The organism is Streptomyces sp. NPDC059897 (assembly GCF_042730865.1).
GTDB lineage: Bacteria > Actinomycetota > Actinomycetes > Streptomycetales > Streptomycetaceae > Streptomyces.
The window spans coordinates 22,903-36,548 of the sequence record NZ_JBHWKQ010000050.1 but is presented as its reverse complement, the minus strand read 5'-3'; the positions used below and the strand labels follow the sequence as shown (position 1 = coordinate 36,548).

General features: G+C 73.2%; 13 protein-coding genes. 7 read left to right on the top strand and 6 right to left on the bottom strand.

What is annotated here, in order from left to right:
- Positions 1-20: 20 nt before the first annotated feature.
- On the bottom strand, positions 21-1,037 hold the full coding sequence (locus ACFV9W_RS34470; protein ID WP_385769138.1) for a carbamate kinase: 1,017 nt from the start codon (positions 1,035-1,037) through the stop codon (positions 21-23).
- A gap of 268 nt (positions 1,038-1,305) precedes the next feature.
- Here ACFV9W_RS34470 and ACFV9W_RS34465 point away from each other — a divergent pair, with 268 nt between their 5' ends.
- Positions 1,306-2,874, top strand: a complete 1,569-nt coding sequence (locus tag ACFV9W_RS34465; protein ID WP_385769136.1) for a PucR family transcriptional regulator — start codon at positions 1,306-1,308, stop codon at positions 2,872-2,874.
- Here the strand turns inward: ACFV9W_RS34465 and ACFV9W_RS34460 are convergent.
- Positions 2,855-4,225 (bottom strand): purine-cytosine permease family protein, encoded by a 1,371-nt coding sequence (locus tag ACFV9W_RS34460; protein ID WP_385769135.1) that lies wholly within the window; start codon positions 4,223-4,225, stop codon positions 2,855-2,857. The genes ACFV9W_RS34465 and ACFV9W_RS34460 overlap by 20 nt on opposite strands.
- Before the next feature lie 237 nt (positions 4,226-4,462).
- Here ACFV9W_RS34460 and ACFV9W_RS34455 point away from each other — a divergent pair, with 237 nt between their 5' ends.
- From ACFV9W_RS34455 to ACFV9W_RS34445, 3 genes are all read left to right on the top strand, one after another.
- The gene (locus tag ACFV9W_RS34455) at positions 4,463-6,046 is read left to right on the top strand and encodes a transcriptional regulator (RefSeq protein ID WP_385769133.1); all 1,584 of its coding nucleotides are present in this window, start codon (positions 4,463-4,465) and stop codon (positions 6,044-6,046) included.
- Between the two features lie 89 nt (positions 6,047-6,135).
- Positions 6,136-7,620, top strand: a complete 1,485-nt coding sequence (locus tag ACFV9W_RS34450; RefSeq protein ID WP_385769131.1) for a DUF1116 domain-containing protein — start codon at positions 6,136-6,138, stop codon at positions 7,618-7,620.
- Positions 7,617-8,459 (top strand): DUF2877 domain-containing protein, encoded by an 843-nt coding sequence (locus ACFV9W_RS34445; RefSeq protein ID WP_385769129.1) that lies wholly within the window; start codon positions 7,617-7,619, stop codon positions 8,457-8,459. The genes ACFV9W_RS34450 and ACFV9W_RS34445 overlap by 4 nt, the downstream gene beginning before the upstream one ends.
- Here the strand turns inward: ACFV9W_RS34445 and ACFV9W_RS34440 are convergent.
- Positions 8,434-9,828 carry an NADP-dependent succinic semialdehyde dehydrogenase gene (locus ACFV9W_RS34440; protein WP_385769127.1) on the bottom strand — a complete coding sequence of 465 codons (1,395 nt, stop codon included), beginning with the start codon at positions 9,826-9,828 and terminating at the stop codon, positions 8,434-8,436. The two genes, ACFV9W_RS34445 and ACFV9W_RS34440, sit on opposite strands and share 26 nt — an antisense overlap.
- A 122-nt stretch (positions 9,829-9,950) precedes the next feature.
- Positions 9,951-10,394 (bottom strand): ArsI/CadI family heavy metal resistance metalloenzyme, encoded by a 444-nt coding sequence (locus ACFV9W_RS34435; RefSeq protein ID WP_385769125.1) that lies wholly within the window; start codon positions 10,392-10,394, stop codon positions 9,951-9,953.
- A 90-nt stretch (positions 10,395-10,484) separates the two neighbouring features.
- On the opposite strand from ACFV9W_RS34435, the gene ACFV9W_RS34430 reads away from it, so the two are divergent.
- The 3 genes from ACFV9W_RS34430 to ACFV9W_RS34420 are packed head-to-tail and all read left to right on the top strand — an operon-like array spanning position 10,485 to position 12,410.
- A complete protein-coding gene (locus ACFV9W_RS34430; RefSeq protein WP_385769123.1) occupies positions 10,485-10,892 on the top strand; it encodes an ArsR/SmtB family transcription factor in 408 nt (135 codons plus the stop codon).
- A gap of 2 nt (positions 10,893-10,894) precedes the next feature.
- Positions 10,895-11,995, top strand: a complete 1,101-nt coding sequence (gene arsB, locus ACFV9W_RS34425) for an ACR3 family arsenite efflux transporter (RefSeq protein WP_385769166.1) — start codon at positions 10,895-10,897, stop codon at positions 11,993-11,995.
- Complete coding sequence (locus ACFV9W_RS34420) at positions 11,988-12,410, top strand: arsenate reductase ArsC (RefSeq protein WP_385769121.1); 423 nt, start codon at positions 11,988-11,990, stop codon at positions 12,408-12,410. Before arsB ends, ACFV9W_RS34420 begins: the two co-directional genes overlap by 8 nt.
- Positions 12,411-12,459: 49 nt before the next feature.
- Here the strand turns inward: ACFV9W_RS34420 and ACFV9W_RS34415 are convergent, their stop codons facing one another.
- Positions 12,460-12,939 (bottom strand): NUDIX domain-containing protein, encoded by a 480-nt coding sequence (locus ACFV9W_RS34415; protein WP_385769119.1) that lies wholly within the window; start codon positions 12,937-12,939, stop codon positions 12,460-12,462.
- A 67-nt stretch (positions 12,940-13,006) separates the two neighbouring features.
- Positions 13,007-13,534, bottom strand: coding sequence for a GAF domain-containing protein (locus ACFV9W_RS34410; protein WP_385769117.1), 528 nt, complete (start codon positions 13,532-13,534; stop codon positions 13,007-13,009).
- Positions 13,535-13,646: the final 112 nt, after the last annotated feature.

Sequence of the window (13,646 nt, the reverse complement as noted above, 5' to 3'; positions counted from 1 at the left end):
ATGATCTTGCTGACGGCGTGTTACGGCTCCGAAGCAGTCGTGTTGCCATTGGCCTCACCGTTGACCGACCGCACAGTCCGGGCCGTCGGCACGATGCGCGTGCCCGTCGTGCCGCGCAGCGCCTCGCTCAGCGTGCCCGGCGACGTGATCAGCACGCGGTGGCCGCCGGCCGCGAGGAAGTCCAGGGCCGAGCGCACCTTCGGCCCCATGCTGCCCTCGGGGAACTGACCCGCCGCCAGCTGCTCGCGGGCCTGCGCCGCGTCCATCCGGTCGAGGTCGCGATGGTGCGGAGTGCCCCAGTCGAGGGCGATCCGCTCGACGCCGGTCGTCACGATCAGCTCCTCCGCGCCGAGCGCCGAGGCGAGCAGCGCGGACGTCGCGTCCTTGTCGACGACCGCCTCCACCCCGCACAGCGCGCCGTCCGGACCCCGGGTGACGGGGATGCCGCCGCCCCCGCCCGCCACCACGACGTGCCCCGCGTCCAACAGGGCCGCGATGGCGTCCAGTTCGACCACGGCGAGCGGCGCGGGCGAGGGGACGACGCGGCGCCAGCCGCGCCCCGCGTCGTCGGCGACGGTCCACCCGTGCCGGGCGGCGAGCCGCTGCGCCTCCGCGCGCTCGTAGGGGGAGCCGATGGGCTTGGTGGGCCGGGCGAACGCCGGGTCGTCCGGGTCGACGACGGTGTGCGTGAGCAGCGCCACCGGCCGGGAGCCGGGCGGCAGGGCGTCCGACAGGCCGCGCACGAGGATGTAGCCGATGCTGCCCTGCGAGTCGGCGACGCACATGTCGAGGTCCAGCAGCGGAAGTTCGGGCGCGAGCTCGGCCGCGAGGTCGGCGCGCCGCTTGATGAAGCCGACCTGCGGCCCGTTGCCGTGCGTGACGACCACGCGGTGCCCCGCACGGACGAGCTCGGACACCGGGCGCGCCAACTGGCGGGCGGCGGCGAACTGTTCCGCGATGGTGGCACGCGGGCCGCCGTTGAGGAGCGCGTTGCCGCCGATGGCGAGGACCGTGACAGGGGCGGCCGGACGCGTCACGGTCGGCGGCCGTACAGGGGAAGCGGCTGGTGGGGGCGCGGTTCCTGGAGGCATGTCAGGACGATAGGAACGGTGGCCGCGGGGGTCATGGGCAGTCGGTGCCAGCGTGTGCGCGGGGGCGTTGACGCTCGCTGACAGTGCTTCAGGGGCAGCCGGGTGGGGGTGGTCCGTGGGGTCGTCCGTGGCGCCGTCACCGGATCCAGGAATCGTATACAACCTTGTGTCACGAGCGTTTACAGCCCCCGCGGCGGCGCCCATAGTGAGCTGCGTGACCCCTGTTCCGCGCACCGTGACGGCACCTCGCCCCGCCGGCACCGCGGCCCTGACCGTGGCCCAGGCGCTGGAGCTGCCCGCGCTCGCGGGCGCCCGCCTCGCGGCCGGAGGAGCGGGTGCGCGGCGCGGCATCAGGGTCGCCAACATCATGGAAGTGCCGGACATCATCCGCTGGATGCGCGGCGGCGAATTCCTGCTCACCACCGCCTACGCCGTGCGCGACGACGAGCAGGCGCTCACCGGCCTGGTGCCCGAGCTCGCCGCCCGCGGCCTCGCGGCCCTCGGCGTGAAGGTCGGCCCCTACCTGCCGAGGCTGCCCGCCCCGATGCTGCGCCGCGCCGACGAACTGGGCTTCCCCATCGTCGAGTTGCCCGGCGACGTGATGCTCAACGACATCCTCTCCGAGGTCATCGGCACCGTACTCAATCGGCAGGCGCTCAGCCTGGAGCGTTCGCAGGCGGTGCGCGACCGGCTCTCACAGGCCGTCCTCGGGGGCGGCTCCTACGGTGAACTCGTCGTCCTGCTGGCGGCGGAGACCGGCTGCGCCGCGGCGATCCGCGGGCCGGACGGCGCCCTCCTCGCGGCGGCGGGGGACGTGCCCGACGGTGCCCCCGCGTCCGTGACCCGGCCGATCGCCGTCGGTCACCGCAGCGGCGGCGAGGTCGCCCTGTGGGCCGGGCCCGGCTGCGCGCCCGACGAGGAGTGGAGCACCGCCGCAGACCATGTGGCCAGCCTGGCCGGGATGCTCGCCGTGCAGGAGCGCGTGCTGGCCGAGCGCGAACGCCGGTACCGCACCCTGCTGTTGACCGAACTCGTCTCCCACCCGCCGCGCGACCGCGCCGAGTCGGCGCGCCGGGCCGCGGCGCTCGGCTGGGACCTGGAGCGGCCGCGCGCCGCCGTCGTCGTCGAGGCCGCGGCGACGCCCGCCAGCGGTGATGTTCGCCTCACCGAGGAACGCCTGCTCGCCGCGGCCCGCACCGCCCTCGGCGCCCACACCCCGGCCTGGGGAACCCCGGGCGGCCTCACCGCGCTGGTGGCTCCTGACGGCGGCGAACTCCGTGCCCGCTGCGAGGAGTTGCGCCGCGCCGTCGCCGCCGCCTGCCCGGGGCGGGCCGTCGCCGTCGCCGCAGGCACGGTCCGCGCCGACTTCGCCGAACTGCACCTCAGTCACAGCGAGGCACTCAGCGCGCTCGCGCTGGGCCGTGAACTGGAGGGACCGGTACGGTCGTTCGTCCGGCTCCACGAGGAGAGCGGTGTGTACCGGCTGCTCGACCAGCTGCCCGCGGGTGAACTCCAGGCGCTGGTCGACGACGCCCTCGGGCCGCTGCTGCACTACGACGCCGGGCACGACGGCAGCCTCGTGCACAGCCTCACCGTGTATCTGCGCCACGACCGCAACGGCGTCGAGGCCGCCGAGGAACTCCACGTGCACTACAACACCCTGCGCTACCGCCTCAAGCAGATCGAACGGCTCACCGGCGCACCGGACAAGGACCCGATGCGCCGGCTCCAGACGGAACTCGCCGTCCACGCCCACCGGCTGCTCAGCGCGCGCTCTCACTGACCCCGGCGGGACGGGCCCCGGGGCCCACCGTGGGCTTCCCGCGGCGGCGCAGCTGGGGGATCGAGAACAGCAGATACAGCAGCGCCCCGGTCAGCGGCAGCACATGCCACAGCTCGTCCTCCAGCACGAACCCGAGGACGAGATTGATGCCGAGCCCCACCGCGAACGCCGCCACCGCACGCCAGTTGACGGCCGCCACCGCCGCCTCGGACAGGTCGTAGCTGCCGCGCCGCACCAGGAAGTAGTCGGCGAGCAGAATCCCCGGGATCAGCGGGATGGCATAGCCCAGATAGCCGAGGTACGTGAGGAAGGCGTCGAGGATGCCGGCGGTCAGTCCGTAGTACGCGAGCCCGCACGCGAGGATGCCCGCGACGACGTTCACGGCGATGCGCGGCACGTCGAACGCCGACCGTCCCGCGAGCGACGCCGCGTACATGTTGTTGACCTCGTGCGGAAAGCCCTGCACGAAGATGGCGACGGTGGCGAGCGCCCCGACCCCGACGATGCCGAACGCCGTGCCCATGTCGGACTCGCCGACCCCCAGGCCCAAGATGATCCCGAGCAGGTTGAAGCCGAGATTGCCGACGATGAACTCGGCGATGGTGGTCGTCCACACGGCGGTGTCGCTGCGCGCGAACCGGGTGATGTCCGGGGTGACGGTCGCCCCCGTCATCCACTTGTTGATCCCGAGGGCGAACAGGCCGAGCGCCGTCGCCTCCCCGGCCCGCACCGGCTCACTGCCGACGACCGCGCCGAGCCCGCCCGCGTGCTCCACCGTCGCCACGACCGCGACCAGCACCGTCGCCAGCATCAGCGGCACACTGATCCGGCCCACCCAGGTCAGCCCCTTGCTGAACCCGGCGATCGACACGGCGGTGTACGCGGCGCTGAGCACCACGCAGTACACGAGACCCAGCCACGGGTCGCGCCCACCGGGCAGCACCCCGGCCGTGATGCCCGTGCTGTAGCCGACGAACCCGGCGGACAGCAGCGCGATCACGAACGACGGGATCCGGCTGCCGCCGCGCCCGAACGCGGCCCGCAGCCCGAGCGCCGTGGTGATCCGCTCCCGGCGGCCGATGAGCCCGCACAGGATCGACACCGCGCTCACGACGAGGGACGAGCCGAGCGCGATCAACAGGGCGGTCCAGAAGGGGAAGAACAGGCCGAGCGACATGCCGTAGAGGAGATCCGTCGCCGAGACCGTGAACCCCATCCGCACCAGCATGATCGACAGGGTGGGGCGCGCACTGCCCGGCGGCAGCCGCTCGTCGGCGAAGTCCTCGGTGGCAGCGGCGGCCCGCCGGGCACGGGCGCGGGGGTCCGGAGGGGGAGGCGGGGGGACGGGCATGAGGGACACCTTTCGGTTGCCTGCTGCGGATACGTCGGTGTGCGGGCGCCAGGGTGCGGGTGCGCGGGCTTCGGTGTGCGAGTGCCGGTGTGCGGATGCCGGTGTGCGGGTGTCCCCGACCATGCTGGTGCGCGCACGGTGGCCCGGTCACTGTCAGCCGCTGCCGGTGATCCACGCCCGCGCGCTGGCACCGCTCGCCGAAGACCGCGACCGGATGCCGGCCGTAGCGTCGATGCCATGGAGCCCACCCCGCCCGCCACCGACGGCCACCCCGCCCCGGAAACCCACACGTCGAACTCCGTGCGGTGCGACGCCTACGCCGACTCCGTCGCCCTGATGCGCGCGGCCCAGTACCTCACCGGGCTGCCCGGCATCACGGCCGCCAGCCTCGTCATGGCGACCGAACCCAACCTGCGGCTGCTCGCCGACGCCCGACTCCTCACCGACGAGGGGCGCGCCGCACGCCCCGCCGACTTGATCGTCGCGCTGCGCGGCACCGCCGACGCCATCGACCACGCGCTGGGCGAGGTGTCCGCGCTGCTCGAACAACCCGCCGCATCGGAGAGCGCCCAACTCGACGCCTCGGTGCCGCGCGCACTCGGCGAGGCGGACCCGGCGACCGCCCTCGCGCTCATCTCCACCCCCGGCCCGTACGCCGCGGCCGAAGCGCTCAAGGCGCTGCGCCGCGGCATGCACGCCTTCGTGTTCAGCGACAACGTCCCCCTCGACCAGGAGATCCGCATCAAGGAGGAGGCCCACCGCCGCGGCCTGCTCGCCATGGGACCCGACTGCGGCACCGGCGTCCTGGACGGCGTACCCCTCGGCTTCGCGAACGTCCTGCGCCCCGGCCGCATCGGCCTGATCGGCGCATCGGGAACGGGACTTCAGCAGGTGTCGTGCCTGCTGGACGCCGCAGGCGAAGGGGTCCGGCAGATGATCGGGACCGGCGGCCGCGACCTCGGCGCTGAGGTCGGCGCACGCACCACGCTCGACGCGCTCGACCTGCTGGCCGCCGACCCCGGCTGCGCGTTGATCGTGCTGGTGGCGAAGCCGCCCGCGCCCGATGTCGCCGAGCGGGTGATCGCCCGCGCGGGGCACGCCGGCAAGCCGGTCGTCGCCGCGTTCCTCGGCACCGAGAGGCCTACAGGTGATCCGGCGGGCGCCGCACGGTCCGTCACCGTCGTCGGTACGCTGCGCGACGCGGCCAGGGAAGTGGTACGAACGCTCGGCGGGGTGCCGGCGCCACCGTGGACGCCCCCGACGGTGACACCCGGCTCCGGCCGATACCTGCGCGCCCTGTACGCGGGCGGCACCTTCGCGTACGAGGCACGGCAGTTGCTGCCCGACGCCGCCACGGAGGCCGGCCCGTACGTGCCCGGACGCGCGATCGACCTGCCGGAACGGCACCTCGTATTGGACCTCGGCGACGACGCCTACACCGCGGGCCGCCCGCACCCGATGATCGACCCGACGGTGCGCGCCGCCCACCTGCGCGCCGCACTGTCCGACCCGGACACCGCGGTGGTGGTCCTCGACGTCGTGCTCGGGCACGGCGCGGGCGCCGATCCGGCCGGGGCACTCGCGGCGGAAATCGAGCGGGCGGGGGAGCGGGGACGCCCTCCGGTCATCGCCTTCGTCGTCGGCACCGACGGCGACCCGCAGGACGCGGACGCGGTGCGGGCACACCTGGAGAAGGCGGGTGCGTTGTTGGCGCCGACCAGTACGGATGCGGCGGAGTGGGCGGTGTCGTTGGCGGGTTCGGGAGACGAACCGCGCAGGGACGAGGGCGAGTTGATGCCGACAGGGCGCGTCCGGCGCTGACCGTGGCGACGAAGCCGTGACACCCCGGTGCCCCGGCCCGTTCGCCGAGCCCGCTCCGTCCGCCCCAACCCCCGTTCAGGAGGCCACACATGACCCCGCACCTCGCACCCGATCTGCTCCGCGCCGGTGACACAGCGCCCCGCATCGCCGCCGTGGGCGTCGCCGACTTCGCCGACGTGCCACGTACCGCCGGAGCACACGTCACCAGCCTCGACTGGCGGCCCCCGGCGGGCGGCGACCCCGACCTCGCCTGGAAGCTCGCCGAACTCACCGGCCACGAAGCCGTCGAGGCCGCCAACCGCACCGCCGTCGACCGGCTGCTCGCGGTGCGACCCGTGTGGCGCGACGTACGCACCGCCCGCGACGTCCTGCCGGTCCTCGACGACCGTGCCACCGGCGAACGCGTCCTGCTGCACGCCGGACCGCCCGTCGACTGGGACGACATGTGCGGCCCGATGCGCGCCGGTGTCATCGGCGCCGCGCTCCTCGAAGGCTGGGCCGACACCCCGGAACAGGCCCAACTCCTGCCGGACACGGGCGCGTTGCGCTTCGAACCCTGCCACCACCACGAGGCCGTGGGGCCCATGGGAGGCATCACCTCCCCGTCCATGCCCGTGCTCGTCGTCGAGGACCCGGCCACCGGACGGCGCGCCTACGCCAACCTCAACGAAGGAGCGGGCCGCTGTCTGCGCTACGGGGCGCTCGGCGACGACGTGATGGACCGGCTGCGCTGGATGGCCGACGTGCTCGCCCCCGCCCTGCGCGCCGCCCTCGCCGACCGGCCCGACGGCGTGGACCTGCGCTCCGTCGTCGCCCAGGCGCTCCAGATGGGCGACGAGTGCCACAGCCGCAACACCGCGGCCTCCGCGCTGCTGTTGCGGGACCTCGCGGCGCCGCTGGCCCGCGTGCCGAACGGGCCGGACGTGCTCGACTTCCTCGCCGACAACCACTACTGGTTCCTCAACTTCTCGATGGCCGCCGCCAAACTCGCCACCTCGGCCGCCCACGGCGTCGCCCACTCCACGCTCGTCACGGCGTTCGCCCGCAACGGCGTCGAGGTCGGCATCCGCGTCAGCGGCCTCGGCGACGCCTGGTTCACGGCGCCCGCCGCCGAGGTGCGGGGCCTGTACTTCGCCGGATACGGGCCCGAGGACGCCAACCCCGACATCGGCGACAGCGCCATCACGGAGACCAACGGCCTCGGCGGCTTCGCCCTCGCCGCGGCCCCCGCCATCACCGGCTTCGTCGGTGGCACCGTGCAAGAGGCGCTGCGCACCAGCCGCGACATGGCCCGCATCACGCTGGCCCGGCACGAGGCCTACCGCCTGCCGGCCCTCGGCGGCATCGGCTCACCGGTCGGCATCGACGTACGGGCGGTCCTCGACACGGGTATCGAACCGGTCGTCACGACGGGCATCGCGCACCGCGAACCCGGCATCGGGCAGATCGGCGCGGGCCTGGCGCACGCGCCGCTGGAGTGCTTCCGCAAGGCGTTGGAGGCGTTCGCTGTGCCGGGGCCCGCCGCTTCTTTCGGGGTGCCGGATCCCGCTGCTTCGAGGCCTTCGAGGCCATGAGCCCCGCCCGCCTCTCCTGCACCGTGAGCACCCTCGCCCGAGACATCCTGACCGGGCCGCCCCGCCCGGTCAGGGTCCTCGCCGTCGCCCGGCAGGCGCTGTATCTGCTGCCGTACGGCGATGACACCCCGCTCGCCGTGATCGCACCCGGGGCCGTGCGGGTGCCGACGGCCGTCGTCCTGCCGCGTGCGGCGGGGGAGCGGCCGTTCGACGGCACAGCGGTCGGCGACGCGGGCCGGGTCGGGGGCGGTCACCTCGCCGTCGGCGACATGAGTCTGACCGCACGCGACACCTGGCAGCCGCCCCGCGCCCAGGACACTCCACCGGGGCCGGCCCTGGAACGCCTCTCAGCACTCCGCCTGCCCCGCCCCTTGACCCCCGAGATCCGCCACGCCGCGACCGCACTGGTCCACGCCCTGACGCGCCCGGGCCGCGACCACCAACACCGGGCCGCCTGTGCCCTGTTGGGCCTTGGCCCCGGAGCCACCCCGTCCGGCGACGATTACTTGTGCGGCCTCCTGCTCGTCGCCCGCCTGCCGGAGCGGTCGCCCCCGTGGCTGCCCGTCCTCCGCGAAACCGCCCACGGGGCCGCCACCCGCACCGCCCCCGTCTCCGCCGCGCTCCTGCGGCACGCCGCCGACGGATACTGCGTCCCGCAGGCCGCGGCGGTGCTGCACGCGGCGGCGACCGGCGCGGACCTCTCCGCACCGGTCGCCGATCTGCTCGCCGTCGGTCACACGTCCGGCAGCGACCTGCTGCACGGCCTGTGCGCGGGGGCCGGGATCATCCCGTCGCGGCGCCCGCGCACCGCTCTCAGGCTCCGATCCACACCGTCGTGATGTTGCAGAACTCCTTGATGCCGTGGTCCGACAGCTCGCGCCCGTAGCCGGAGCGCTTCGCGCCGCCGAAGGGGAGCGCCGGGTGCGAGGCCGTCATGCCGTTGACGAAGACGCCGCCCGCCTGGCTGTCGCGGACGAAGCGCTCGATGTCGTCCTCGTCGCGGGTCCACAGGTTCGAACTCAGCCCGAAGGGCGTGTCGTTGGCGACCGCGATCGCCTCGTCCAGGTCCGCCACCCGGTACAGGGTCGCCACCGGGCCGAACGTCTCCTCCTGGTGGATACGCATCTCGGGCGTCACATCGGCGATGACCGTCGGCTCGTAGAACCAGCCGCGGTCCGCGAAGTCCTTGGGCCGCTGTCCGCCGCACAGCACGGTCGCGCCGCTCTCCACGGCGTCGTCGACCAGCTCCTCCAGATCTCCGCGCCCCTGCTCGCTGGAGAGCGGGCCGACGTCCGTGTCCTCGTCGAGCGGATCGCCCACCCGCAGCGCCCGCATGCCCGACACGAACGCCTCGCGGAACTCCTCGAACACCGACTCGTGCACGATGAACCGCTTGGCCGCGATGCACGACTGGCCGTTGTTCTGCACGCGCGCCGTGACGGCCGTCTTGGCGGCCTTCGCCACGTCCGCCGACGGCAGCACCACGTACGGGTCGCTGCCGCCCAGCTCCAGGACCGTCTTCTTCACTTCGTCGCCAGCGATCGACGCGACCGAGCGGCCGGCCGGTTCGCTGCCGGTGAGCGTCGCCGCGACCACCCGCTCGTCGCGCAGGATGCCCTCCACCGCGCCCGAACCGATCAGCAGCGTCTGGAAACAGCCCTCGGGGAACCCGGCCCGGCGGAACAGGTCCTCCAGGTAGAGGGCCGTCTGCGGCACGTTCGACGCGTGCTTGAGCAGGCCCACGTTCCCCGCCATCAGGGCGGGCGCCGCGAACCGTACGACCTGCCACAGCGGGAAGTTCCACGGCATCACCGCGAGCACCGGGCCGAGCGGCCGGTAGCGCACGTGCGCCCGCGCCGCGCCCGAGTCCTTCACGTCGGACTCCGCCGGATGCTCGTCCGCGAGCAGTTCCGCCGCGTGCTCCGCGTACCAGCGCATCGTCTTCACGCACTTCAACGCCTCGGCGCGGGCGGCCGCGACCGGCTTGCCCATCTCCGTCGTCATCACCTTGGCGATGTCCGGCGCGTCCGCCTCCAGCAGGTCCGCGGCCCGCTGCAGCAGCCTCGCCCGGTCGAAGAACGTCGTCGTCCGGTACGAGTCGAAGGCGCGCGCCGCGACGGCGAGCCTGCGTTCGATCTCCTCCGGGGACAGGGCCTCGTACGTCTTGAGGGTCTCGCCGTTCGCCGGGTTGACCGTCGCGATGGGCATGCTGCCGACCTCCTCTGCGCGGTTCCTTCGACCTTCCCGCGAGCCACGCACGTGCGCAACGCGGGCCGCGGGGGGGTCGGCGGGTACCCGCGGGCGGGCCCGTCAGACGTCGGCCTGTTCGATCACTGTCCGCAGACGCAGCCCGCCTGCGCGCTCTCACTCGTCTTCTCGCTCTTGTTCTCGCTCTTGCCGAGGGTGTCGGCGTCGGCCTTGACCACGTACACCTCCCAGGGCTCCCGGCCGGGGCCGTGCACCCACACCTTGTCCTGGAGGGCGTAGCAACAGGAGGTGTCGTTCTCCTCGAACGTCGCGAGTCCGGCGTCCTTGAGCCGGTCCGTGGCCGCGGTGACCTGGTCGGTCGACTCGACCTCGACGCCAAGGTGGTCGAGGCGGGTCTCCTGCCCGGGGTCGCCCTCGATGAGGACGAGCTTCAGCGGAGGCTCGGCGACGGCGAAGTTGGCGTAGCCCTCGCGCCGCTTGGCCGGTTCGGTGCCGAAGAGCTTCGAATAGAAGGCGATCGACGCCTCCAGGTCGCTGACACGCAGGGCGAGCTGTGCACGGGACATGGTGGGTCTCCCCATTCGCTTGTACGGAGGTGTATTGATGTCTGTCGATGCAACATTGTGCCTTGGATCGAAGGCTGTCAACATAGAGGGATGTCGAAGCAAGAACTTGTGGTGTTGGGGCAGGAGAGCGGGGCCGACTCCTGCTGCCCGGGGTTGCTGAGCGCCCCGTTGGACGAGGAACAGGCCGTCGACCTGGCGAAGGTCTTCAAGGCGCTGGGCGACCCGGTGCGGCTGCGGCTGCTGTCGATGATCGCCTCGCGGGACGGCGGGGACGTGTGCGTCTGCGATCTGACGCCTGCCTTCGAGCTGTCGCAGCCGACCATCTCGCATCACCTCAAACTGCTGCGGCAGGCCGGCCTGATCGACTGCGAGCGGCGCGGCACGTGGGTCTACTACTGGCTGCTGCCGGAGATGACCGACCGCCTGGCCGGCATCCTGACCCGCCCGTCCGGCACCCCGCTGCCCGACCGCGGCGAGACGGCCGGTGCCGCTTCGTGAGCATCGACGCACCCGAACGGAGTGTGGCCGGACGCCTGTCGTTCCTGGACCGCTACCTGGCCCTGTGGATCCTCGCCGCGATGGCCGTCGGCCTCGGACTCGGCCGCCTCATCCCGGGGCTCGGGGACGCACTCGCGACGGTCACCGTCAGCGGCGTGTCCCTGCCGATCGCGCTGGGCCTGCTCGTGATGATGTACCCGGTCCTCGCCAAGGTCCGTTACGACCGCCTCGACACCGTCACCCGCGACCGGCGCATGCTGCTCCCCTCGCTGCTGCTGAACTGGATCGCCGGCCCGGCCCTGATGTTCGCCCTGGCCTGGCTGTTCCTGCCGGACCTGCCCGAGTACCGCACCGGCCTGATCATCGTCGGCCTCGCACGCTGCATCGCCATGGTCATCATCTGGAACGACCTCGCCTGCGGGCACCGCGAGGCCGCCGCCGTGCTCGTCGCGCTCAACTCCGTGTTCCAGGTGTTCGCGTTCTCCGCGCTCGGCTGGTTCTACCTCCAGGTCCTGCCGGGCTGGCTCGGCCTGGAACAGACCAGCCTGGACGTGTCGGTCTGGGAGATCGCCCGCAGCGTGCTCATCTTCCTGGGCATCCCGCTCGCGGCCGGATACCTGACCCGCCGCATCGGCGAGAAGGTCAAGGGCCGCACCTGGTACGAGGCGAAGCTGATCCCGCGCATCGGCCCGTTCGCCCTGTACGGACTGCTGTTCACCATCGTCATCCTCTTCGCGCTCCAGGGCGAGGCCATCACCAGCCGGCCCGTCGACGTGGTCCGCATCGCGCTGCCGCTGCTCGTCTACTTCGCGCTCATGTGGGCCGGGTCGATGGCGCTGGGCAGGGCCGTCGGCCTCGACTACCCCCGCGCGACCACGCTCGCCTTCACCGCCGCCGGCAACAACTTCGAGCTGGCCATCGCGGTGTCCATCGCCACCTTCGGCGCCGCCTCCGGACAGGCGCTCGCCGGAGTGGTCGGCCCGCTCATCGAGGTGCCCGTGCTGATCGGCCTGGTCTACGTGGCGTTGTGGGCCCGCCGCTACTTCCCGGCCCCGACCACCACCGCGGACGCCGTACCGCAGGAAGAGGTGTCCCGTGTCTGACATTGCGCAGCGGCCCTCGGTGCTGTTCGTCTGCGTGCACAACGCCGGGCGCTCGCAGATGGCGGCCGCCTTCCTCAGCCACCTCGCCGGTGACCGCGTCCAGGTGCGCTCGGCCGGCTCGGCCCCCGCCGACACGGTCAACCCGGCCGTCGTCGAAGCACTCGCCGAGGTCGGCATCGACATCTCCGCCGAGGTGCCCAAGGTGCTCACCGCCGACTCCGTCCAGGCCTCGGACGTCGTCATCACCATGGGCTGCGGCGACGCCTGCCCGGTCTTCCCCGGCAAGCGCTACCTGGACTGGCGACTCCAGGACCCGGCAGGCCAGGGCGTCGACGCCGTCCGCCCCATCCGCGACGAGATCGAACAACGCGTCCGCGCGCTGATCGACGAGCTCGCACCGGTGGCGGACGCCTGACGAACCACCGGCCCTGCCCGTAGGTGAAGGGGGGCCACCGGCTCGCGGCTCAGGACACCTGCGCCGCGAGCCGGTCCAGGAACACCGTCTGCGACTTCACGATCCTGGTCCGCGCCGGGTCCAGGGCGAACCACGCCACCCGGTCCAGCTCGGGGAACTCCGCCGTACGACCGGAACCGCGCGGCCACTCCATCGTGAACGTCCCCGGCACCATCTCCGCCGGATCCAGGTCCGCCTCCACCGCCCACACCGTCACATGCTTGCCCCCGGACTGCACCGTCTCGCCCAGCGGCAGCGCGGCCCCCTCGGGCGGCGGCAGCCCCAGCTCCTCCTGGAACTCGCGCCGCGCCGCCTCCCACGCCGTCTCGTCCCCCTCGTACTCGCCCTTCGGCACACCCCACGCCCCCGCGTCCTTGCGCGCCCAGAACGGGCCGCCCATGTGTCCCAGCAGCACCTCGACCCCCTCCGACGTACGCCGGAAGAGAAGCAGGCCCGCGCTGCGCTTCGTTCGCCTCGTTCCGTCAGCCATGCGTCAAGTCTCGGTGCGGCAACCGGATGCCCGCCTCCGGAACCGGAGCCGGGTCGAGGCTCTCCGCTCAGCCCCGCACCCTCGGCACGACCCCCAACGCCGTCGCGTCCGCGAGATGCTGCCCCAGACGCAGCTGCAACGGCCCGAGCGGCCCCGACCGCTCCGACAGCAGGCTCAGCGAACCCACCGCCCGCCCCGAGGCCCGCAGCGGCACCGCCACCACGCACGCGAAACCGAGACCGCGGGCCATCTCCGTGTACGAAGGCCAGTTGGCGCGCGCGTACGGATGCGCGAGCGGCACGCCCTTGATCGCCGTGGCGGAGCTGCGGCAGTCCAGGCCGGGGCCCTCGCCCCACATCAGCGCGGCCCGCTCCAGGCGCAGGCAGCGCGGGTCGGACGCCGCGACCTCGACCCGGGCCGCGGGCGGCTCCAGCACCGCCACCGCGGACGCCACCCCGAGCAGCGACACACAGCTGCCGACGAGCGCGCCGAGGGCCTGCGCACCACCTCGTACGGCGGCGTCGGCCACTTCCACGAACGCCGTCGCCAGCCGCTCGCTGTCCACCTGGTACGCCTCGTACGGCACGCCACGCATGACGGCCCCCTCGCCCCTGTCTCGTCCGCCCCGCACGGCGCAGCCGCCCGCGCCGCCACCTGCCCGCGGGGCGGACTGTGCTCAGGGGGTATGCCCGGTGACTGGGCCGCGC

Coding starts and splice junctions, on each gene's coding strand:
- ACFV9W_RS34415 (WP_385769119.1), bottom strand. CDS start 12,939: ATGGCTGACGGAACGAGGCGAACGAAGCGCAGCGCGGGCCTGCTTCTC.
- ACFV9W_RS34445 (WP_385769129.1), top strand. CDS start 7,617: ATGAGCCCCGCCCGCCTCTCCTGCACCGTGAGCACCCTCGCCCGAGAC.
- ACFV9W_RS34430 (WP_385769123.1), top strand. CDS start 10,485: ATGTCGAAGCAAGAACTTGTGGTGTTGGGGCAGGAGAGCGGGGCCGAC.
- ACFV9W_RS34435 (WP_385769125.1), bottom strand. CDS start 10,394: ATGTCCCGTGCACAGCTCGCCCTGCGTGTCAGCGACCTGGAGGCGTCG.
- ACFV9W_RS34440 (WP_385769127.1), bottom strand. CDS start 9,828: ATGCCCATCGCGACGGTCAACCCGGCGAACGGCGAGACCCTCAAGACG.
- ACFV9W_RS34410 (WP_385769117.1), bottom strand. CDS start 13,534: ATGCGTGGCGTGCCGTACGAGGCGTACCAGGTGGACAGCGAGCGGCTG.
- ACFV9W_RS34455 (WP_385769133.1), top strand. CDS start 4,463: ATGGAGCCCACCCCGCCCGCCACCGACGGCCACCCCGCCCCGGAAACC.
- ACFV9W_RS34460 (WP_385769135.1), bottom strand. CDS start 4,225: ATGCCCGTCCCCCCGCCTCCCCCTCCGGACCCCCGCGCCCGTGCCCGG.
- ACFV9W_RS34450 (WP_385769131.1), top strand. CDS start 6,136: ATGACCCCGCACCTCGCACCCGATCTGCTCCGCGCCGGTGACACAGCG.